Origin of the sequence: Bartonella sp. PS17NMGDW, assembly GCF_042193555.1 — a bacterium.
In the GTDB taxonomy this organism is placed as follows: Bacteria; Pseudomonadota; Alphaproteobacteria; order Rhizobiales; family Rhizobiaceae; genus Bartonella; species Bartonella grahamii.
This window is the reverse complement of the sequence record NZ_JBHILY010000004.1, coordinates 91,171-113,635: the sequence shown is the minus strand read 5'-3', so window position 1 is coordinate 113,635 and position 22,465 is coordinate 91,171. Positions and strand designations below refer to the sequence as shown.

Sequence of the window (22,465 nt, the reverse complement as noted above, 5' to 3'; positions counted from 1 at the left end):
AAAGCACTTTGATTACCTAAACTTCAAATGAAATAGCACTTAAGAATTTATTATAACTCTTATCAGAAAAGATGAGAGGATAAAATGCCCATAATGTACAAGCATTTCATCCTCTCACATCAATAATTAACTCCATTAAAAGCCAATTTTAAAGTTAGCTATGCGCAAAAATATCAACTTCCGCCCATCCTAAAAGATCAAGCCTAGCTCTCATAGGCAAAAATTGAAAGCATGCCTTGGCAACATTTTCTCGCTCTTCACGTCTTAAACGTTCTTCAAATATAACCTTTAAACGATGCAAATATAACACATCCGACGCAGCATATTCAATTTGTGCCTGTGATAACGTTTCTGCCGCCCAATCCGAAGATTGTTGCTGTTTAGAAATATTCACATTCAGCAATTCATTACAAATTTCTTTCAAGCCATGACGATCCGTATAAGTACGCGTGAGTTTCGAAGCAATCTTTGTACAAAAAATAGCCTCTGGCATAACACCAAATGTATGCGCTAAAATCGCAAGATCAAAACGCCCAAAATGGAATATTTTGATGACTGCGTTATCTCCAAGAAGCTTGACCAAATTAGGTGCACTCTTTTGTCCTTTAGCAATTTGTATAATATCGGCAGTACCATCTCCAGAAGAAAGCTGAACAACACATAAACGATCACGATGGGGTTGTAACCCTAAAGTTTCAGTATCAATCGCAATGGCGTCAGTTTTATAATTATCTAAGTTTGGTAAATCACCTTGATGAACGCGAATCTCAGCCATTTACCCTCCTATTTGCGAAAGCAGCAAGAATACGCGCCCAAGACCGCTGCCCCTTATGAAACGATTTTAAATTATACTTTTCATTAGGCGAATGAATACGATCATCAGCCAGTCCAAAACCAACCAAAAGAGTTTCCATACCAAGAATTGACCGAAAATCTGCTACAATTGGGATCGAGCCCCCCATAGCTGTCAAAACAGCAGGCACTTCCCACTCTTGTGATAAGGCATCCTTCGCCTCCTTGATAAAAGATGAATCATCAGAAATCTGAAGTGCCGGAGAAGAACCGTGATTCTTAAATTCAACCTTACAATCAGCCGGAATTGAGCTACGTACATAATCACGCAACGCTTGGCGTATTTTCTCTGGATCTTGCTTATGCACCAAACGACACGATACTTTTGCACTCGCTTGAGAAGCAATAACCGTTTTCATCCCTTCCCCTTCATAGCCGCCACTAATACCATTAATTTCCATGGTAGGACGTGCCCATACAAGCTCTAAAATGCTCCGCCCTTTTTCACCAGCAGGAATGGAAAGCCCTATAGGACCAAGAAAATTTTCAGCAGTACAATTAAGTTCATTCCATAACTGCAAAATCTGTGGAGGTGTTTCTTCTACGCCATCATAAAAACTAGGAAGTGTTACCCTATTATTTTCATCGTGAAGTCCTGCTAAGATTTTCGTTAGAATACGAATGGGATTAACTGCTACTCCTCCAAAATAACCAGAATGCAAATCACGATTCGCTGCTGTAATAATTATCTCTTCTGCCATAATTCCCCGAAGAGAAAGAGCAATAGATGGTGTATCCGCATCCCACATTGACGTGTCACAAACCAATGCATAATCTGCCTTAAGTTCATCTTTATTTTCTTTTAAAAAAGGAATAAGGGAAGGAGAAGCACATTCTTCCTCACCTTCACATAAAATAGTAACTTTAACAGGAAGATGCCCTGTTTCTTTCTTAAATGCACGACATGCTTCAATAAAAGTCATCAACTGACCTTTGTCATCTGAAGCTCCACGAGCACAAATAACTTTCTCTCCATCTCTCTCTTTTAAAGAAGGTGTAAATGGATCATCCTCCCATAAACTCAAAGGATCAACAGGTTGAACATCATAATGTCCGTAAAACAAAACATGCAAACAATCATCCGAAGGTCCTGGATGATGCCCAACAACCATTGGATGACCCGGTGTATCACGGCGTGAAGCCTCAAAACCGATGCTTTTTAAATCCTCTACTAACCAATCAGCTGCTTTACGACATGCATCCTTGTAAGCCGAGTCTGTAGAAATCGATTGAAAACGTAAAAGAGAAAAAAGGCGTTCAAGGCTCTTTTCTATATTTCCATCAAGATGTGTTAGTACTTTATTCAGCATAAAAAAAACCTCTCAAGCCTTGTGTAATTATACTATAGATACGACGACTTTAAGCCTCTTGTAAGATTTTGCAAGACACCTTATTCATTTTTGGCATTGTGAGCAGTAAAAACTTGAACGTCCAGCCTGTAAAATACGCACTATAGGCGTTCCACATTCCAAACATTGCTTGCCTTCTCGTCCATAAACTGAAAAAGCATGTTGGAAATAACCAAGTGAACCATCTATATGCATATAATCACGTAAAGAAGAGCCACCAGACAAAATGGCTTCAGAAATCACATTGCGTATATTTTTTGCTAAAGAATCTGCAAATTCACATGCACGTGCCGTTTTTGATGCCAATGTAAATGCACCACGTTGTGGAGACAAACGACTCCGCCAAAGTGCTTCACAAACATAAATATTCCCAAGACCTGCAACAATAGACTGATCAAGTAAAACGCTCTTGAGAGACATTTTTTTATTAACAAAAGCCTTTTGTAAATAACGACCAGAAAACGAATTACTCATAGGTTCAAGCCCTAGCTTATTTAAAAGTGGATGTTCATAAAGCTTGTCCGTATTGACTAAAAGCATAAATCCAAAGCGACGCACATCATTATAAATAAGATGATAAACTTCACCATTCCTTGTTTGAATATCCATGACAAAATGATCATGTTTAACCAATTTACTTGTCGTTCTTAAAAGATCATTCTCTATACGCCATGAACCAGACATTCCTAAATGGCTTAAAATCGTTTCATTCTGAGAAAGATGGAATAATAAATATTTTGCACGCCGACCAAGTTCTATAATTGTTCTGCCAATAAGGCGCTCAGAAAAAGCCTCAGGAAAAGGAAAGCGCAAATCTCTACGATTAAGTCTGACAGATACTATCTTTGCATCAGTTACAACAGACTCAAGTCCACGACGAACTGTCTCTACTTCAGGAAGTTCAGGCATCTCTCTTCTTTAATAATTATACACTTTTCAATTGTATCACCAATAAATTGGCTTCTTTTCCCTCCTCAAAGAACAAAGGTTTCCTCTACATCTGCTCTATAAACGACTCAAATTCTTGATGAGTGGATTTCACTTAGCTTCCTACTCATGTGAGTCACTTAACTAAAGGCTTTATGACCAAACCCTGCCTTGAATATTCACCTGGCACTCTAAAATACTTAACGTATCAATGAGGCTTACACCCCACCCTACCTCAAATGACAATATTTGAGGACATAGCAGGATTAAGCCCACTCACCTTTACGAAATACAGGAACTCTTACACCATCTTGGGTAATGCCATCGATATCAATTTCGCCAGAACCAATCATCCAGTCAATATGAATGACACTTTTATTACCACCACGCGCTGCAATCTCTTCTGATGTCAATGATGCCCCATCTAAAAAGCATTTGGAATAACACTGTCCTAAAGCAATATGACATGCAGCATTTTCATCAAATAAGGTATTATAAAAAAGGAGGTCACTCTTAGAAATTGGTGAAGAATGAGGAACAAGAGCAACTTCGCCCAATCGGCTTGCACCCTCATCACTTTGCAAAACCTGCTGCAAAACTTCCTGCCCCGTTGATGCACGGGATTCAACAATACGCCCTGCTTCAAAACGTACTTCAATATTATCAATCAGTGTTCCTTGATAGGAAAGTGGCTTTGTTGAGCGAACAAAACCTTCAACCTTATGAGCATGAGGAGTCGTGAAAACTTCTTCTGTCGGAATATTCGGATTGCAAATAACACCATTTTGAGCAACAGATGCACCACCATGCCATTCATGATCATCTGCCAAACCAACAGTTAAATCAGTCCCTGGCCCTGTAAAGTGTAAAGCAGAAAAACGCTGCTCATTAAGCCAAGATGACCGTTTCTTTAAATTCTCGTTATGGACGAACCACGCATGTACCGGATCTTCTTCTGTAACACGTGAAGCAGAAAAAATTGCATCGGCTAATTTTTTAATCGCCTCATTCAGTGGTAAAGAAGGAAACATTGCCTCAGCCCATCCTGCTGTTGGATAAGCAACAATTGACCAATTTATAGAAAAATTCGATATTTTTTTGAGAGCAGGCTGGTAAGCTAGTGAAGTCGCCTTATTCAAACGCGCAACCTTATCAAAATCTTGATTGGAAAGGAGCAAAGGATTATCACCAACAATTGCTAAACGCGCTGCCCCCTTTTCAAAAGCCTTCGCCATTCCCTCATAAAGCCAAGAAGGGGCACAATCAAAACTAGCTGTATGAGCATTTTCAAAACGTGTAAGCGATAACATATCATCACTAAAAATTGGTATAATGACACCAGCACCAACCTTATAAGCATGATACGCAATACGCCGAACAAAAGGTAATGCTGAAACTGGAGCGGTCAAAACAAGATCCTGCCCCTCTTGTAAATTCAACCCCACTTTTACTGTAATTTCTGCAAGACGATTAAGCATTTCAGGCGAAATTGTCTCATGAATATCAAAGTACATTAGCAATACCCTTCTTTAAATAAAATGCGTTCTTTACGTCGTCATCTTATAAATTTTTTTAGATCCTTCGAGTTCATTTTCTCTACGTATATTTATGCGTGTCATTATCGCTAAAAGGTTCACTTAATTCATAAACCGCAATGGGTATATAACCCTTCTTTTGTCGTGAAAAACTTACCAGTTTCTATGTCGTTTTTCTAACATTGCAACAATTGCATTTAACTGATCTGATGAAGGCAAAGTCATAATCGTTTTATTTTCCTCTTTCCTAGCTAGATGTTGAGGTGCATAGGCAGGAATAGGAACTTTATCAAGCTGTACCATAGCAAAATGCGCAGGGTGTGCCGTTTTGGACTGTGCTACTTCTGTCGAAGGAGATGCACTTTTCTCTACCTTTACTCCCCCACTTTCTAAGCCTTCATCTATAAAGCTTGGCGCATGACCAGAACGTTCTTGAGCAAAAGCATAAGCAACATCATAAGGGCGATTATTTGTAGGAACTTGAAGTTCCCCATCACGTGATCGTTTTTCATAAAAAGCATTTCCCCCTGCAACCTGAACATAATGCATGTTTTTATACGGAAAAGACAAACCAGCGGTATGAAAAAACTTAGCGTGTTTAACTTTCTTATCTCGTTCACCCCGTAAAACAGCATCAGCCGCCTCTCTTACACGAGCAACAGATGCTTTCTCCGTCATAGGACGCGTTAAAACACCAGGAGCAAACTGCTTATATTGACCAACAACACCACAAATCGTCTTAGGATAGGCGGTTGAATTAACACGATTCATAACAACCGTCCCAACAGCAATCATTCCTTCACGGCTTGTGCGATTTGATTCAAAATACATCGCTCGCATGAGACATTGACGCTCTGTCAATGGATACGTAACTGTTTTTGTCTTATTATTATTTACTTTTCCAGTATCTAAACGATTTGAAGCACACCCCACAACAACTAATGGCGCTACACAACAGGTAACAAAAACATTCCAACGATTTTTTTTCATCTTATGCAACACATTCCTATAATCTCTGAGCTATTCAAGTCTTGAAATGAGCTTTAAATGTATCTCTCAATAAAGTACATAGCTAACTGTTACCACTCAGTAAAATTTTAATACAAGAGGTAATCAAAAAGTATCTATGCAAAATAAAAAATAAAAAACTCTTAATTTACAGATCAATATTGTTATTCTTTATGGTTCAATATAGGCCATAATAGCCCACACGTTCCAATTACAATGAAGTAACACTATCCACTTCTCCTACATACAAAAAATTTGGATACCAAAACTCTTTGCATCGATATTAAAAAAATAATACAGATATCCCCTTTAATATAAAATTTTAACAAAATGATCTGAAAGGAAATTCCCCTAGAAAACTCCCCTCCTGCCACAATACGAGTGATGATATCATCCAATATACAAATATGTCAAACTAAGAGTTAGAAATCTGCCATGCTTCTCTGAAAAACTCTTTGTTTCTTCTTTGTGCTTTTCCATAGTATAGCTATCTTATTCTTTCTATAGCTGCACTGTAAGAAAATACTCATAATATCTACAAACTGATTTTATACATATAAGAAAAATTTTAATCTATTTTCTTCTCACCTATCCCAACTTTATAAGTAAGGTCATCGCGAGGACGATCAGAAGACATATGGTACCCCGTTATGATATAATGCAGCATCTCAGCAATATTAGTAACATGGTCACCAATCCGTTCAATATTCTTTAAACAAAACAGTAAGTGCGTACAAACCGTAATATTACGCATATCTTCCATCATATATGTCAAAAGTTCACGAAAAAGAGAAGTATACAAAGCATCAATCTTCTCATCACGCTCACGCACCGCGTCAACACGCTCTAATAGGCGACTCGTATAAGCATTTAAGACTTCTTTTAATTGATTGAGTGCTAAAGCTGTAATTGTTTCAAGCCCATGATAAACAGAAGCAGATTGACGTATTTCTGAAAGTGCAACAGTCCTTTTAGCAATGTTTTTGGCCATATCCCCAATCCGCTCAAGATCAGAAGAAATACGAATGGCTCCAATAATTTCACGCAAATCGACAGCCATCGGTTGGCGTTTGCAAATAATAGCAACCGCTTTTTCATCAATGTCACGTTCTGCTTCATCTAAAAACACATCATCGGCAATCACTGTCGTTGCAAGTTGAAGATCACTACACACAACCGATGCTACAGAACGTTCAATCATTCTTTCTGCATGGCTCCCCATTTCTGTAATCCTTGCTTTTAAATATTTTAGTTCTGCATCATAAGAACGGACAGTATGGTTCATAGACATATCTTACACTCCTCAATTCACCTATCCAAAACGCCCCGTAATATAATCTTGCGTCCGTTGCTCTTTTGGTGAGGTAAAGATCATTTCAGTCGCACCAACTTCTACCAAATGCCCTAAATGAAACATAGCCGTATATTGAGAAACACGTGCGGCCTGTTGCATGGAATGCGTTACAATAACAATTGTATAATTTTGCCGTAACGCATCGATAAGCTCTTCAATCCGTGCCGTCGCAATGGGATCAAGAGCTGAACAGGGCTCATCCATCAAAATAACTTCAGGACTAACCGCAATAGCACGTGCAATACACAAACGCTGTTGTTGTCCCCCTGATAAACTTGTTCCAAGATCATGAAGACGGTCTTTTACTTCTTCAAACAAACCTGCCTGCCTCAAACTTTTTTCAACCACATCATGCAATTCAGAGCGCGTTTTAACTAAACCATGAATGCGTGGACCATACGCAACATTCTCAAATATAGATTTTGGAAAAGGACTGGGCTTTTGAAAAACCATTCCAACACGAGCGCGCAATTCTACAACATCAATCCTCTGGTCATAAATATTCTCCCCATCTAAGGTAATAAGACCGGTTGTTTTAGCGCCTTCAATCGTATCATTCATACGGTTAAAACAACGCAAAAAAGTCGACTTTCCGCATCCTGATGGACCAATCAAAGCTGTTACTTGATGTTCAGGAATATCAAGTGTAATACCGTGGAGTGCTTCTTTGTCTCCATAAGAAACCTTCACATCCTGACCGCGCATTTTAATCTTCATTACAAAAGTTCACCTTACAAAAATCTTATCAAAGCTGTTGTTTTATTAAAATTACTGGCGGCGTTCAAATCGTCGACGTAAAAAAACCGCAGAAATATTCATGATCGCAAGAAAAATCATTAATACAATAATAGCTCCTGATGTCTTTTCAACAAAAGCACGCTCTGCTTCACCCGCCCACATAAAAATTTGAACAGGTAAAGCTGTTGCTGGATCCATAGGGGTCGTAGGAATATTAACAACAAAAGCAACCATTCCAATCAAAAGCAAAGGAGCTGTTTCACCCAAAGCCTGAGCGACTCCAATAATTGTGCCTGTCAAAATACCAGGCGCAGCTAAAGGAACAACATGATGAAAAATCATTTGTGTTTTTGATGCTCCCAGTCCTAAAGCTGCTGCACGAATAGAGAGAGGAACAGCACGCAGAGCAGAACGTGTTGCAATAATGATCGTAGGAAGAGTCATGAGCGCTAAAACAAGACCACCAACAAAAGAAGCTGAACGTGGTAATCCTAAAAAATTAACAAAAAAAGAGAGTCCTAAAAGACCAAACACAATTGAAGGAACAGCTGCAAGATTATTGATATTAACCTCTATAAAATCTGTAAATTTATTTTTGCGTGCATATTCTTCCAAATAAAGAGCCGTTGCTATGCCTATCGGGAGTGAAACTAATAAAACGATGCCTATCATATAAAGAGAACCAATGATCGCAACACCTAATCCCGCAGTCTCAGGACGACTTGAAGCGCCAAATGTAAAAAAACCAATATTAAATGTTTTATAAAGCGTACCATCATGCGCTAAACGCTTTATCCATTCTACTTGTCGATTAGAAACTTTACGGTTTTTTTCTGCTACACGCAGATCAATCTGTCCCTTATAAGCAGAATCAATATCCGCAGATGCCAAAACTTTAACTTTTTGCATCGTGCCAATCAGTTTTGGATTCTTTGTCACCATTTCACGCAGTTGAACGCGAACACTATTTGAAAACATACGATTAACTTCCCGAAGAGAGGCTCGATCATTTTGATCTATATTAAGTTTCTTTGCTAAAGCATTGCGTACAAGAAGTGGATAATTCGCCGTCATGAGTACTCGCGGTTTTGTTTTATGTTGACCACTTGGATCAATGATCTTTTCATCCAAATAAATCGATAATGTCATTTCACTTTGAAAAAAAGCTGTATAACCCTGACCAATGATAGACCATAAAAGCGTAAATAAAAAAAACAAACCAATAGAAATGGCAATCAAACCATAGGCACGAAAACGACGTTCAGCCCAATACCGACGCTTGAGGCTAATATTGCGACGAGGGAAAAAATCTTCATTCATTCATATTGTTCCCGATATTTACGCACAATATAAAGAGCCAGAATGTTCATCAAAAGTGTCATAACAAAGAGCGTCATTCCTAAGGCAAAAGCCACCAGAGTTTGTGGAGAATTAAACTCAAAGTCACCGGTCAATTGATTAACAATCTTTACAGTCATCGTAGTCATTGCTTCGAAAGGATTGAGTGTTAAGTTTGCTGCAACACCTGCCGCCAAAACCACAATCATTGTTTCTCCAATTGCACGCGATGCCGTCAACAAAATGGCCCCCATAATCCCTGGAAGCGCTGCTGGTATAACAACTTTTTTAATTGTTTCAGATTGCGTTGCGCCTAAACCATAAGAACCTTCACGTAAAATGCGTGGAACAGCCGTAATAACATCATCCGATAAAGAGGAAACAAAAGGTATCAACATAATTCCCATCACAACTCCAGCAGTCAAAACACTTTGTGCCATAATAAAACCACCCCCATCTGAGAGAGACGCAGAGAGATCACGTAAAAATGGTCCTACAACCTTCAAAGCAAAAAAACCATAAACAATGGTTGGGATGCCAGCAAGAACTTCCAACAATGGTTTTACAATTGCTCGCAATCGCGTAGAAGCATACTCAGCCATATAAAGAGCTGAAAATAGTCCTATAGGTACAGCAAAAAGCATGGCGACAAATGCAATATAAAGCGTACCAGCAAGAAGCGGTATTAAACCAAATTGTCCTACTTCATCGCTTGAGCCACTCGCGGAAAAACGCGGATCCCAAACAGTTCCTAAAAAGAAATTTGAAAAGGATACAGACTGAAAAAAGCTCACTGTCTGAAAAAGCATAGAAAGCGCAATGGCTATTGTTGTCAAAACTGCAACAATAGATGCACAAATTAATCCAATAATAATAAAAGATTCAACCTTATTGCGCGCACGCTGATGAGGCGCAATTTGCATCATTCCACAGATAAAACCAAAGAATGCAATAGCAAAAAGGAAACCATAACCTATAAACTTAAGCTTTTCAGAAGAGAATACCCACGACCGGGCTATTTTGAACACATCATCTGATGCTTCATGAGATACAATCAATCCCTTCGCGAGTAATTGTGCCTGCACTTCCTTATAGGAAGCGGTAGAAAGATTCCCCTCAAAGCGATGAATCATTTTGACGAGACTTCGAAGTGTCTCCCAAAGTAGATCATGATTTACAGACTCTGTTACATGCGCACTATACGCCCCAAGCTCTCGAGAGGCATTATATTCTAAATAAATTGTACTCCCAGCATCCCAAACAATTAAAAAAATAAAAGCTGGAATAACAGTAATCAAAAATGTCCACCAGCCATAATAATACGCACGAGAATGCATCTTATGTTGTCTGTATTCAAGAATGCGTGCTCGCATATAAGAAATACAAAAGCCACAAAATCCAAAAATCAATAACAGCAAAATAATAAAGGAAATGCGCATTTTATCTTTCAGTTTTTATAAAAAATAGCACCCAAGTTTCCTATTCCAGAAATCCAACAAATTTTCCCTGCAAATTATTTCAATGTCATTACTCGACCAGCAGAAAAATCAGAACGCTGCGCTTGACGCTCCTTTTCAGGAGAAACAATCAAACCATATTCAGCCAAAGGACCCTCTGGACCAATCATCTGATCAGAAAGAAAAAAGTCAACATACTCTCGCAAACCTGAAATAATACCTAAATGTGCTTTCTTAATATAGAAAAAAAGCGGACGAGAAACTGGATATTGTCCGCTAGAAATCGTCTCAACTGTTGGCGCAAAACCGTTAATATCGGCAACCTTTAGCCTATCAGCATTATTTTGATAAAAAGACAAACCAAAAATACCAACCCCTGTTTTATTAGAAGTTAGACGCGCAAATGTTTCAGAATAATCACCATCAATATCAACCGCTTTTCCATCCTTACGTATCGCAATACAAGCAGTGTGTATCTCCTTATCATCCATTCCTAAAGACTTCATCACCTCAACTGCCCCACTCTCTTTACACCCCTCAGTAAGTAATTTTTCCTCAAAAACTTCACGCGTCCCATGCTTCTCTCCAGGAATATACGCTGCTATCGTCCAATCAGGAAGAGCACTATTAACTGCACTCCATTTCAAAACATTATTCGGTTGCAACTTTCCGTCTATAATAATTCGAGCAGCAAGAGCTTTATAAACATCTACTGGCTTTAACTTCCAATCAGGACCCTTAATATCTGTTGCAAAAACAATACCATCATACCCAATACGTATTTCCTCAACATCTTTTACACCAGCATCAAAACAAGACTGTAATTCACTCGGCTTCATTGCTCGCGAAGCATTGACAATATCAACGGTGTTCTCCCCAATACCACGGCAGAATTCCTTAATACCAGCTCCTGTTCCACCTGATTCGATAACAGGAACCTTAAAATGGGGATAAATTTCTCCAAATGTCTCAGCAACAATCTTTTGATAAGGTAAAACTGTAGATGAACCAGTAATCTGTATTTGATCGCGCGCATTGCCTCCATTTGCTGACAGCAGTAGCGCAAAAATCAATCCCACTCCAATTGATAATACTCTGCTCATCTATAAACTCCCTAAAAATTGAGGACACAGCCTCTTAATTTATATCATACGGTCATTCTAGTTCACATTTGCAACATAACAAATATAAAAAACAACATGGATCATTTTTTTAAAACCATGTTTTTGTCCTCTGTCAAATAAATTAATTTGAACGCTTGAACTCAATAACATCCCAAAACAAATGAGCAACATCTGTACCGCAGAAGCGTTTAATTTCACGAATTCCTGTAGGAGACGTCACATTAATTTCTGTTATATAATCTCCGATCACATCAATCCCCACAAAAAGAAGACCACGTTCCTTTAAGGCTGGAGCAATACGTTCACAAATCTCATAATCACGTTTTGTTAACTCAACATTTTCCGCGCGACCTCCAACATGCATATTAGAGCGCACATCTGTTTTTGTCGGAATTCGATTAATAGCTCCAACGGGTGTACCATCAAGCAAAATAATCCTTTTATCTCCTTTTCGTACTGCCTCTAAATAGCGCTGAACAATAAAAGGTTCATGATAAATTTCTGCAAACATTTCCAACAATGATGCTAAATTGCGATCATCTTGTTTTAAATAAAAAACACCAGCGCCCCCATTTCCATAAAGTGGTTTAACAATAATATCGCCAAATGTCTCTCTAAAAGCTGTTATTTCTTCAATATCTTTGGTAATTAATGTTTCTGGCATCAGATCAGAAAATTCAGTAACAAAAATTTTTTCTGGGCTATTGCGTACCCATGCTGGATCATTCACAACGAGTGTTTTAGGATGAATACGTTCTAACAAATGAGTCGTCGTGATATAATTGAGATCAAAAGGTGGATCTTGGCGTAAAAGAACCACATCCATATCTGTTAATTCCGTGCGAGCAGGCTTTTCTAATTGATAGTGGCTTCCCTCTTTATCACGCACAATCAATGGCTCTAGTCGTGCAATCACACAACCATCACACAGAGATAAACGATCTGGTGTATAATGGAAGAGAGAATGTCCACGTTCTTGTGCTGCTAAAGCGAGTGCAAATGTCGTATCTCCTTGAATCCGAACTGTTGAAATATGATCCATCTGAATGGCAATTTTCATAAATAAATCCTCCCTATCCTAAAAGCAGACTGGTCTATGCACCATAAACTTAGTAAACAATAAAAGAACTATGACAAGAGAAAATTTATGACACAAGAAACAGATACAAAATTAAACAACAAAGAAATCGAACGCTATGCACGCCACATCATTTTGCCTGAGATTGGTGGTGCAGGGCAACAAAAGCTAAAAAAAGCACGTGTTCTTGTTGTGGGCGCTGGTGGTCTTGGTGCTCCTGTCTTAACCTATTTGGCTGCCGCAGGTGTTGGAACCATTGGAATTGTCGATAACGACATCGTTTCACTTTCCAATTTACAACGCCAAGTTATTCATAAAACAAATGCAATAAACAAAAGAAAAACAGACAGTGCTGAAACCACTATAAAAGCAATAAATCCTCATGTTGTAGTTGAAAAACACACCCTACGCTTAGATAAAAGTAATGTGGATAAACTGCTCAATGCTTACCACATCATTGTTGATGGAAGTGATAATTTTACGACACGCTATCTTCTTGCTGATCACGCTGCCCAATGCAAAAAACCTTTAATAAGTGGTTCTGTAGAACGTTTTAATGGCTCATTAACCGTCCTTATGCCATATAAAGACAATAATCCTCACTATCGCGATTTATTTCCCACGCCTCCGGCTCACGGAACTATCCCAACATGCGCTGAAACTGGAATCATCGGTGTTTTACCTGGCGTTATTGGGACCCTACAAGCAATGGAAGTTATTAAAATGATCACAAATATTGGTGAACCCTTAGTGGGAAAAATTCTTCTCTACAATGGATTATTAGCGCAATTTAATATTATTACTTATAAACGCTCAAATTATAAGAAAAATGCCATAGTTATTAAGAAGCTTGGGGAATCATGATTATGTCTCCTCCCGCATTAATTTTTAGCACTCTCGCAATATGTCGCAATATGTATTGAAATACTGATGTTTTATCGTAAGTCATCGAAACACTGTAACCAATGGAAACTATTAAATTTATCACAAATATGGAAGACCTTTTGTGAAAAAATAATTCTCTATAATAGCTTATCAGCATAATTTCATGTCATCGTCTATAAATGAACAGAGACTCGTGCAAACTTAGCTGCCATCAGTATTCTTGTGTAAAAAATTTTCGAAGTAAATAAAAATATAATCAGCAGAACTCTATTCAACTATTTTACTATTCACACATAAAAATTGCTTCCAATTTGCTTCACATGAAAGTGCTTACTTCATACCATAACCTATAAACAAATAATCTAAATCATATTTTAGTTATCGATACTATAAAAGGTAAATGATCTGTCCCTACACCTCTAACCTCAAGAGAAAACGTCTATTCATCAAGCATCATAAAAAGCAGCTTAGGATTATTGCACGTATAAGAATAATCAATTGTCTCTGTTCGCAAGAAAAGTACATAGGGATTGATGTGTATAGAAGGATTGAGATAAACCTCGTGGAGAGCTTTAATTACATAATTATTGCATTCAGAAGCAGAAAGCTGCAGCTCATGAATTGATAATCCTTCAGCAATAATTTCACAGACAAGTATATGTAGAAAAAGTGAAGCACACAAATCTTGAAAACCAATCTACAGATGACAGCGTAAAGAGTGCATTTTTATAAAAGATCTCTTTAAAATAAGCGAGTCAATATGCAACGTTAAATGTATTCTGTTTTGCGTGAGGGGCGTTCCCCCTAACAAAACATCAATAAGAGCTCTTTTGATAAAACAGTGAAACTAAAATTACAAAAAAATCAGACATCTTTCTAAAATTAACATTTATGGTATAAGTTAATTTAGCTCTTTTGCTTTATTATTATCCATTGGTAAAGGAACAGGATGATCGGATAAACTGCGTAAATAAAGCAAAAGATCGGCACGATCTTGGTCATTTTTAATTCCACGAAAAGACATAATGGTCCCAGGAAAAGCTTCACGTGGAGAATGTAGATAACGATCCAACGTGATAAAATCCCATTTTTGATCAGAATGAGAACGCAATGCCCGTGAATAAGCAAAACCTGCTGCTGATGCCAAAGGGCGGTTAACAATCTCCCAAAGAACTGGACCAACACGCCCTGCTTCATTGCGTCCAGAAGTATGGCATATGGCACATTGGCGAAAAAGTTTACGGCCATTTTCAAAATTGCCTTGTTGAAGACGGCTATTTAGTGATAGGGAAACATCAGGTGCTTTTTGTTTTTCTTGAAATGTATCATTCTTGGCAACTGTATAATAGTATTGGACTGATGTAGGATGATCGTAAATTATATTACTGAGTGTGGAAATCCCCACAATAATAACCAGAACACATAAACAAGCACAAATAAAATAAATAAATCTCGGACGATTCATAAAAACTCAAATGTTCACGGTTTCATTACCATTTTTAGTTTAAGCTTTTTCTTTATAACACACAACATCATAAATGCATCACAGATGACATTTGGAATCTTACAATGGCTCTTGAACCAATTATTCTTATTCCTGCTCGTATAGGCTCAACCCGTCTTCCTCGAAAAGCTCTCGCTGAAATTGGCGGAAAGCCGATGATTGTACATGTCGCAGAACAAGCCAAAAAAGCTGCAATAGGGCGTACGATCGTTGCAACAGATCATAATGATATTGCTAAAGCTGTTGCAGATTATGGGCATGAATGTATCATAACACAAGGTGATCATAAGTCTGGATCTGATCGTATTTATGAAGCTTTAATGCGTATTGATCCTGAACAACGTTACAATACCATTTTAAATATACAAGGTGACCTACCAACAATAATGCCTCGTGAAATCATTCATGCACTACGCCCTTTAGAAAATAGCTTTACTGATATTGCAACCTTGGGTGCTCGAATCATTGAAGAAAATGAAAAAAGAGATCCCAATGTCGTCAAAATCATTGGTACACCGCTTTCTCAAAATCGCCTTCGTGCTCTTTATTTTACGCGCGCCACAGCACCCTATGGAGATGGTCCTCTTTATCATCATATTGGAATATACGCTTATCGGCGCGAAGCACTTGAGAAATTTGTATCATTCAAACCCTCTACACTTGAGCAACGTGAAAAACTTGAACAATTACGTGCATTAGAAAACAATATGCGTATCGATGTGGAAATAGTCGATACAATTCCCTTAGGTGTAGACACACAACATGATCTCGATAGAGTTTGTGAGATTTTAGCATGAAAATACTTCAAAAAACCAATAAAATTTCTTTCCAAGGAGAATACGGCGCTAATTCCCACATTGCTTGCTCCAATATGTTCCCCAATATGGATGCTGTTCCCTCTGCTACTTTTGAAGACGCACTTAATTTAGTGGAAAGTGGGCAAGCTGATCTTGCTATGATCCCTATTGAAAATACTCTTGCAGGACGCGTTGCAGACATTCATCATCTTTTACCGCAATCATCTCTTTATATTATTGATGAATATTTTTTACCTATCCATTTTCAATTAATGGTTTTGCCCGGCGTTACATATGACGAAATTAAAACCGTCCACAGCCATACGCATGCCCTTGCACAATGCCGAAAAATCATACGAAACAACGGTTGGAAACCTGTTGTTTCTACAGACACTGCTGGAGCTGCAAAATTTATTAAAAAAAATGCTAAACGCTCACAGGCTGCCTTAGCTCCTCTGATCGCAGCAGAACTCTATGGACTTGATATTCTTGAAAGTGATGTTGAAGATAACCCTCATAATATTACCCGTTTTGTCATCCTTTCACGCTCCAAACGACATGTCCCCAAGCCTAAAAATGGCGAAAAAATTATCACCAGTCTTCTTTTTCGAGTGCGCAATGTCCCAGCTGCTCTCTATAAAGCTATGGGAGGATTTGCAACGAATGGTATCAATATGACAAAATTAGAAAGCTATCAAATTGGTGGAAATTTCAATGCAACACAATTCTTTGTTGATATTGAAGGACATCCTGAAGACCCGATGATGAAACTTGCCTTAGAAGAATTATCTTTCTTTTCTGCAGAACTGCGTATTATCGGTACTTATCCAGCACAAAACGATCGAACATCGTATATATAAAAGCAATTAAACTGCCATCATTCTTTGCTGATATCAAAGAGCATCGTAAAAACTTCATGATGCGACGCATCTTGGAAGAGCTCGTTTTTTTCTACTCAACACCCTTCATAAAAACTGAAGAAGAAAAAACGGTTCATAAAAGAATATATAAATTATTTCCATAATACTTTTTCACAAATTATATCATGATAAAAAGCAATTCAACTTGTATAAAAACCAATGTAAAAAACACAGTAACCAAAAATAAAAACACTTGTACCATATATTTCCCTTTATATATTATAGAGAGGTTCTTGAAACAAGTCATTTCTTCTGATAGTTTATGCCAATAAAGATAACGAACTTCTAATTAACTCTCAAAACAATTCAAATTATTATACATGATAGAGCATTCAAATTTATTAGAATGATATTAGTCTGAACATGGTTTAAAGCTAGAAAATGCAACTCAAACCTGCTTTTAGCATTAAGTTTGAACTTTCATCTTTATAAAAACTGATTTATGATTCATCTCACTTTAGAAAAAAGGAAAGGATAATGAAAAAAATCTTCACGCAAGGATTATTAGCTGCAAATATTCTCGCCTACTCTAGTGTTGCATTTGCTGGCTTTGGTGAGAAAAAATGGAATTTTGCGCTGGATGAAAGTGTTGTGATCATCCCATCCGATATTGTCCATCAAGGAGTTGAATACTCTTGTAGTATCTTTAAACCGAATAAAGTATCCTTCACTTTATCGTACTCTGCCCCTTCTGATCTAAACAAATTGAGAATTGTTGTTGATGATGAAAAGAAATTAACCCATGATAAAGAAAAGAAGATCTTTACACTGAAAAATATAAAATCTCTTCATATAAGCTTTCCTTCGTCAGGACATTATACTTTTAAGAATATTACGAAGAAAAAAGTTGTTGGAACCAATTGTGACACAGGAGATTATGATTAATAATATTTCTGTAACATCTAAATTTGAGTAGATTTATTTTTTTCAGTTATTTTTTCAAAATACAGCATAATGAGCTATTAAAACTAATCGCCGAAGAGGTATTTTTATACTAATATGGAAAACCTTAAGCTGCTCAGAACGTTAGATATTAAAGGACTTTTGCAAAAACTAAAAGACTAAAATTCAATTGTTCTGTATTTTCTACTATCAGAGCTATTTTTTTATAAGCATATAACTTCTATCTTCGCAACTGCTTCATTTTAAGCACTGTAAAGCACATCGTACCCAAATCACCTAGATAAACAGATTTGAAACTATAAAATGTCGCTTATATCGAATAAGAACCTTTTTATGCTTATAAAACCAGTATATCTCCTTATTTCTATAGCGTTTAATGTCGCCTCTTCTCTTGCATGAGTACAGCCCCTTAAAAATATATGAAATCTTTTCTCAAATGATGAAACTTCATATATTGACCCATCTTGTGATAAACATCGATGTTTTTTAATTAAAAGAACAAGCACGCAAAGAGCGATAACATCTACTCAGTATTTATATTCGTATATGTTAAAGGAAAAAAATATTACGTATTTGATATTCTCATTCGTTATAGAAATAAGGTAGTGGTCTTATAAGCTATTTAAGATATTGACTTATCATTATAAGACTTTGATTTTTTTATACTGAATTACAATCACAAATAAAGTAAGATCCTCCCATCTTAAATCTTCATATTAAATCAATTAAAATCGTTTCCTTGAAAGTTACAAATGGAGGTGGTGTGTGAGTAAAAACGATTAAAAAAGGAATAAAAATGCTTCTTATAAAGCTTCTCAAGTGCAAGGGATCGCAATATTGGGAATTGTTAATAGTATGAGAGCTCAAATTTATACTTTTATTAAGCATAAAGAGGATAGTGCACAATGGATTTACACCTCAAGGGAAGCATGTATCCTATTTACGAGCGGGGTTTGAAATATCGTTAAGAGTACTGAGCAATAGCTCTTTAAAAAGCATGTAAATGAACAACATTAAGTTGTTCTGTTTGAGATGTTCTGTTTTGTGTGAGAGGAGCAACATCATTAAAGCAATATTTGCTAATTATTTAAATAGCACTCTTCCCCCTAACTTTCGAATGTTAGCCAATTACATGATCTATCTACTTTATTTGCTTCTTTGACTGTTGTAAATTTTTGATGATTCAATTTCGTAGTTTTAGAACAGACATATCTATCCTAAAACTCTTACATATTTCAGCGAATGAGAATAATTATACATTCAGATTATCTTAAGCGAAAAATATTTTCATACCAAATAAATATGAAGAGCTACTGCTATGAAAACTGATAAATCCATAATCTCTTTGTTGTTTATATGTCAATAAATTAAACGCAAAGGAAAATTCTTCGTCGTTCTTAGGATATTTTTCGTTTCTGAGCTTGATTTTTCATTCCAAATCGACAATATGAACTTGGGAGGTTGGTGGTGGACGAACTGCTCGCCAACTGGGTCAGGTCTGGAAAGAAGCAGCCCCAACGAGTTCTGGTACGGGTCATCGTGCCAACCTCCTATTTTGCTGAAGAAATTATTTTTTATGCTGTCTTTTAGCGAGGTATTTTTAATCTTCAGAGCGGCATTTGTATGTAGCAAATGAAGGGATTTAGTTATTTTTAAACAAATTGTCCCATAAATAATTTGATTAAGAAAAAATCCTTTTATATGAGACTACAGTATTGATCTACGCTTTTGTATATCAAAATGTATGCATAAAAAACTTCGAAGTTGGAAATATTCATGGAAAATGTACCGGTAGAAACAGCCTATCGTGTTCTTGCTCGTAAATATCGACCCCAAAACTTCTCTGACCTCATTGGTCAGGAAGCTATAGTGCGTACTCTCACCAACGCCTTCGAAAAAGGTCGTATTGCACAAGCGTGGATGTTAACAGGGATTCGTGGCGTAGGTAAAACCACAACAGCACGTATTTTGGCACGTGCACTTAATTATAAAACAAAAGATATTGACCAACCAACAACCGTATTGGACTCTCTTGGTGAACATTGCACACAAATTATCGAAGGACGCCATATTGATGTTATAGAAATGGATGCCGCTTCTCATACGGGCATTGATGATATTCGTGAAATTATTGAACAAATACGCTATCGTCCTGTTTCTGCACGTTATAAGGTTTATATTATCGATGAAGTACATATGCTCTCAACACAAGCCTTTAATGGTTTATTGAAAACTCTTGAAGAACCACCGTCCCATGTGAAATTTATTTTTGCCACAACAGAAATTCGCAAAGTTCCTATTACAATTCTTTCGCGTTGCCAACGTTTTGATTTGCGACGTATTGAATCAAAAGCTTTGAGTACACATTTGCGCCAAATTGCGAAATATGAAAAGGTAGAAGTAGAAGATCAAGCACTCTCTATGATTGCCCGTGCTGCAGAAGGATCTGCACGTGATGCATTATCCATTTTTGATCAGGCGATCGCCCATAGCAATGGCAATGTCAATGCCATTGCGGTGCGTACAATGTTAGGATTAGCGGATCAAGCACGTATTATTGATCTTTTTGAATTTATCATGAAGGGCGATGTTGTCAATGCATTACATGAATTACGCAGTCAATATGAGGCAGGTGCTGATCCTCTTACTGTATTGACAGAACTAGCCGATTTTAATCATCTGGTTACACGTTTACGTTTTACACCAGAAATAGTGGAAGATTTCTCACTGACTGAAGAACAACGTTTAAGAAGCTTAAACTTTTCAAAAAAACTTTCCGTTCCTGTTTTATCCCGAAACTGGCAAATGTTACTCAAAGGTTTGCAGGAAGTTAATCAAACTGCACGTCCGCTTCAAGCCGCTGAAATGCTTTTAATTCGTCTTGCTCACACGGCTGACTTACCAACTCTTGATGAAGCTTTAAAAAAGCTTACGCAAGAAAAAAAACCTCTCACACTGGCTAAAAACTCTTCTCATCAAGAATCTACAAATACAAATAATATAACAAAAGAAACAATGGTCGAAGCCCATGCTTCCTCCAGCGTTTCAAATACATTACCAGATCAATCAGATTTAAAAACATCCTTGAAAAACCAATTAGATCATTCCTTAAAACAGGAAAATTTAGTTAGAAATCGAAACCCTGACAAAATCAACGCCCAAGAAATAACAGAAACTCTTGAAACTTCTCAATCTATTGATCTTTCTGAAAAGAGTGCAAATTTATCGCATTCTGTCACGCAAACAACGGAAAAGATTACTCAACCTAAAACTCTAGTGATTAATTCTTTGCACGATATTGTTCAATTAGCCGAACAGCATAATGATGCTCCTTTCAAACTCCTTATTAAAGAATTTGTTCATCCTGTTTCTTTTGAAGCTGGGCATATTACCTTAAGACTTTCTGAAAATACCCCTCAATTTCTTGCTCATGATATAGAAAAAAAGATATCTCAATGGACTGAAAAACGCTGGACAATAACTTTTGTTAATGAAGGAGGTGGCCCAACCTTACAGGAGGAAAGTATAGCGATTCAAAAGACTCTTTTTTCCAATGCAGAAACAGATCCTGATATCGCGAAAATCCTCAACCATTTCCCAGAAGCAAAAATTGTCGATATTCGACTCAATAAAGAAGAAAATGATCTTGATTTACTCCCCAATACCTTTAAAAATGCTGATATTTTAAAAAATAAAAATGATATCAATGATGAATAAGGATACCTATTCCTATGCGTGAAATGATGAGCATGATGAAAAAAGCCAAAGAAATGCAAGAAAAAATGCAGAAGATTCAGGAAGAAATAGCTAATCTGCAAGCTACCGGCACTGCAGGGGGGGGGCTCGTCAATATCACTTTAAATGGCAAAAATATTATAACAGCAATTCAAATTGATCCTTCATTACTCAACCCTGAGGAAGCTGAAATTCTCGAAGATCTCATTATGGCAGCTTATAATGAAGCAAGAACAAAAATCGAAATTGCAATAGAAGAAAAAACCAAAAGTATAACGGCAGGGTTACCGCTCCCTTCAGGTTTAAAGCTTCCATTTTAATGAAACGGATCTTTTTCTTGGGACAAAAATATGTCTAAATACATTGCAGGACCTGAGATTGAACGTCTCATTCAGATTTTATCACGTATACCAGGTCTTGGTCCACGTTCAGCGCGTCGTGCTGCGCTTCATCTTATCAAAAAAAAAGAGACATTGCTGGAGCCTTTAGGAGCAGCTATACAAGCAGCTATAGAAAAAGTTGGCATTTGTTCTGTTTGTGGAAATGTCGATACCATTGATCCTTGTTCAATTTGTACAGATCCTCGCCGCGATGATACAACAATTATCGTTGTTGAAGATATTGCTGATCTGTGGGCTCTTGAGCGCGCAAAAACTTTAGCCGCACGTTACCATGTATTGGGTGGACGACTCTCCCCCTTAGATGGAATAGGTCCTGACGAACTCAACATTGCCACCTTAATACAACGTGTTGTACAAAACCCTATTAGGGAGATTATTCTTGCTGTCAATGCGACTGTCGAAGGTCAAACAACTGCTCACTATATCACCGATCAGCTTTCCAATTTTTCAGTTAAAATTACGCGACTTGCTCATGGTGTTCCTGTAGGAGGCGAACTTGATTATCTTGATGATGGAACTTTAGCAGCAGCTGTACAAGCACGAACAAATCTTTAAAACTC

20 protein-coding genes and 1 other RNA gene are annotated in these 22,465 nt (G+C 37.3%); 9 read left to right on the top strand and 12 right to left on the bottom strand.

Features of this window, described 5'->3' with window-relative positions; translation table 11 throughout:
* Positions 1-154 precede the first annotated feature (154 nt).
* The 11 genes from ACFIJK_RS04425 to gshB form a co-directional block, all read right to left on the bottom strand.
* Positions 155-775, bottom strand: a complete 621-nt coding sequence (locus ACFIJK_RS04425) for a ribonuclease D (protein ID WP_273787818.1) — start codon at positions 773-775, stop codon at positions 155-157.
* Positions 768-2,162 carry a M20/M25/M40 family metallo-hydrolase gene (locus ACFIJK_RS04420; protein WP_375626811.1) on the bottom strand — a complete coding sequence of 465 codons (1,395 nt, stop codon included), beginning with the start codon at positions 2,160-2,162 and terminating at the stop codon, positions 768-770. Before ACFIJK_RS04420 ends, ACFIJK_RS04425 begins: the two co-directional genes overlap by 8 nt.
* 84 nt (positions 2,163-2,246) lie before the next feature.
* Entirely contained in the window at positions 2,247-3,110 is an 864-nt protein-coding gene (mutM, locus tag ACFIJK_RS04415; RefSeq protein ID WP_375626809.1) for a bifunctional DNA-formamidopyrimidine glycosylase/DNA-(apurinic or apyrimidinic site) lyase, read from the bottom strand.
* Positions 3,111-3,394: 284 nt separating this feature from the next.
* Complete coding sequence (locus ACFIJK_RS04410; RefSeq protein ID WP_375626807.1) at positions 3,395-4,642, bottom strand: aminopeptidase; 1,248 nt, start codon at positions 4,640-4,642, stop codon at positions 3,395-3,397.
* A 174-nt stretch (positions 4,643-4,816) separates the two neighbouring features.
* Positions 4,817-5,653 carry a cell wall hydrolase gene (locus ACFIJK_RS04405; protein ID WP_375626805.1) on the bottom strand — a complete coding sequence of 279 codons (837 nt, stop codon included), beginning with the start codon at positions 5,651-5,653 and terminating at the stop codon, positions 4,817-4,819.
* Between the two features lie 586 nt (positions 5,654-6,239).
* On the bottom strand, positions 6,240-6,962 hold the full coding sequence (phoU, locus tag ACFIJK_RS04400; RefSeq protein WP_273787814.1) for a phosphate signaling complex protein PhoU: 723 nt from the start codon (positions 6,960-6,962) through the stop codon (positions 6,240-6,242).
* Positions 6,963-6,983: 21 nt separating this feature from the next.
* Positions 6,984-7,742, bottom strand: coding sequence for a phosphate ABC transporter ATP-binding protein PstB (gene pstB, locus ACFIJK_RS04395; protein ID WP_375625677.1), 759 nt, complete (start codon positions 7,740-7,742; stop codon positions 6,984-6,986).
* Between the two features lie 51 nt (positions 7,743-7,793).
* Positions 7,794-9,083 (bottom strand): phosphate ABC transporter permease PstA, encoded by a 1,290-nt coding sequence (gene pstA, locus ACFIJK_RS04390; RefSeq protein WP_375626802.1) that lies wholly within the window; start codon positions 9,081-9,083, stop codon positions 7,794-7,796.
* Positions 9,080-10,540, bottom strand: a complete 1,461-nt coding sequence (pstC, locus tag ACFIJK_RS04385) for a phosphate ABC transporter permease subunit PstC (RefSeq protein WP_375626800.1) — start codon at positions 10,538-10,540, stop codon at positions 9,080-9,082. The genes pstA and pstC overlap by 4 nt, the downstream gene beginning before the upstream one ends.
* 74 nt (positions 10,541-10,614) lie before the next feature.
* Positions 10,615-11,661, bottom strand: coding sequence for a substrate-binding domain-containing protein (locus ACFIJK_RS04380; RefSeq protein ID WP_375626798.1), 1,047 nt, complete (start codon positions 11,659-11,661; stop codon positions 10,615-10,617).
* Between the two features lie 142 nt (positions 11,662-11,803).
* Positions 11,804-12,742, bottom strand: coding sequence for a glutathione synthase (gene gshB / locus ACFIJK_RS04375; RefSeq protein ID WP_375626796.1), 939 nt, complete (start codon positions 12,740-12,742; stop codon positions 11,804-11,806).
* 87 nt (positions 12,743-12,829) lie between these two features.
* Between gshB and ACFIJK_RS04370 the strand changes: the two genes are divergently transcribed.
* On the top strand, positions 12,830-13,624 hold the full coding sequence (locus tag ACFIJK_RS04370) for a molybdopterin-synthase adenylyltransferase MoeB (protein ID WP_375626794.1): 795 nt from the start codon (positions 12,830-12,832) through the stop codon (positions 13,622-13,624).
* Between the two features lie 922 nt (positions 13,625-14,546).
* Here ACFIJK_RS04370 and ACFIJK_RS04365 read toward each other — a convergent pair.
* Positions 14,547-15,110: a c-type cytochrome gene (locus ACFIJK_RS04365; RefSeq protein ID WP_375626792.1), complete on the bottom strand. Its 564-nt coding sequence runs from the start codon at positions 15,108-15,110 to the stop codon at positions 14,547-14,549.
* A gap of 104 nt (positions 15,111-15,214) precedes the next feature.
* Here ACFIJK_RS04365 and ACFIJK_RS04360 point away from each other — a divergent pair, with 104 nt between their 5' ends.
* From ACFIJK_RS04360 to recR, 8 genes are all read left to right on the top strand, one after another.
* On the top strand, positions 15,215-15,946 hold the full coding sequence (locus ACFIJK_RS04360) for a 3-deoxy-manno-octulosonate cytidylyltransferase (RefSeq protein ID WP_375626790.1): 732 nt from the start codon (positions 15,215-15,217) through the stop codon (positions 15,944-15,946).
* Positions 15,943-16,806 (top strand): prephenate dehydratase, encoded by an 864-nt coding sequence (locus ACFIJK_RS04355; RefSeq protein ID WP_375626787.1) that lies wholly within the window; start codon positions 15,943-15,945, stop codon positions 16,804-16,806. The genes ACFIJK_RS04360 and ACFIJK_RS04355 overlap by 4 nt, the downstream gene beginning before the upstream one ends.
* Positions 16,807-17,343: 537 nt before the next feature.
* Positions 17,344-17,751, top strand: a complete 408-nt coding sequence (locus ACFIJK_RS04350) for a hypothetical protein (RefSeq protein ID WP_375626785.1) — start codon at positions 17,344-17,346, stop codon at positions 17,749-17,751.
* An 837-nt stretch (positions 17,752-18,588) separates the two neighbouring features.
* On the top strand, positions 18,589-18,726 hold the full coding sequence (locus ACFIJK_RS04345; RefSeq protein ID WP_375626783.1) for a hypothetical protein: 138 nt from the start codon (positions 18,589-18,591) through the stop codon (positions 18,724-18,726).
* A gap of 499 nt (positions 18,727-19,225) precedes the next feature.
* Positions 19,226-19,323, top strand: an RNA gene (gene ffs, locus ACFIJK_RS04340) — signal recognition particle sRNA small type.
* A gap of 222 nt (positions 19,324-19,545) precedes the next feature.
* Complete coding sequence (locus ACFIJK_RS04335) at positions 19,546-21,486, top strand: DNA polymerase III subunit gamma/tau (protein WP_375626781.1); 1,941 nt, start codon at positions 19,546-19,548, stop codon at positions 21,484-21,486.
* A 14-nt stretch (positions 21,487-21,500) separates the two neighbouring features.
* Positions 21,501-21,824, top strand: a complete 324-nt coding sequence (locus tag ACFIJK_RS04330; protein ID WP_375626779.1) for a YbaB/EbfC family nucleoid-associated protein — start codon at positions 21,501-21,503, stop codon at positions 21,822-21,824.
* A gap of 30 nt (positions 21,825-21,854) precedes the next feature.
* Entirely contained in the window at positions 21,855-22,460 is a 606-nt protein-coding gene (gene recR / locus ACFIJK_RS04325) for a recombination mediator RecR (RefSeq protein WP_375626777.1), read from the top strand.
* The last annotated feature ends 5 nt before the right edge of the window (positions 22,461-22,465 follow it).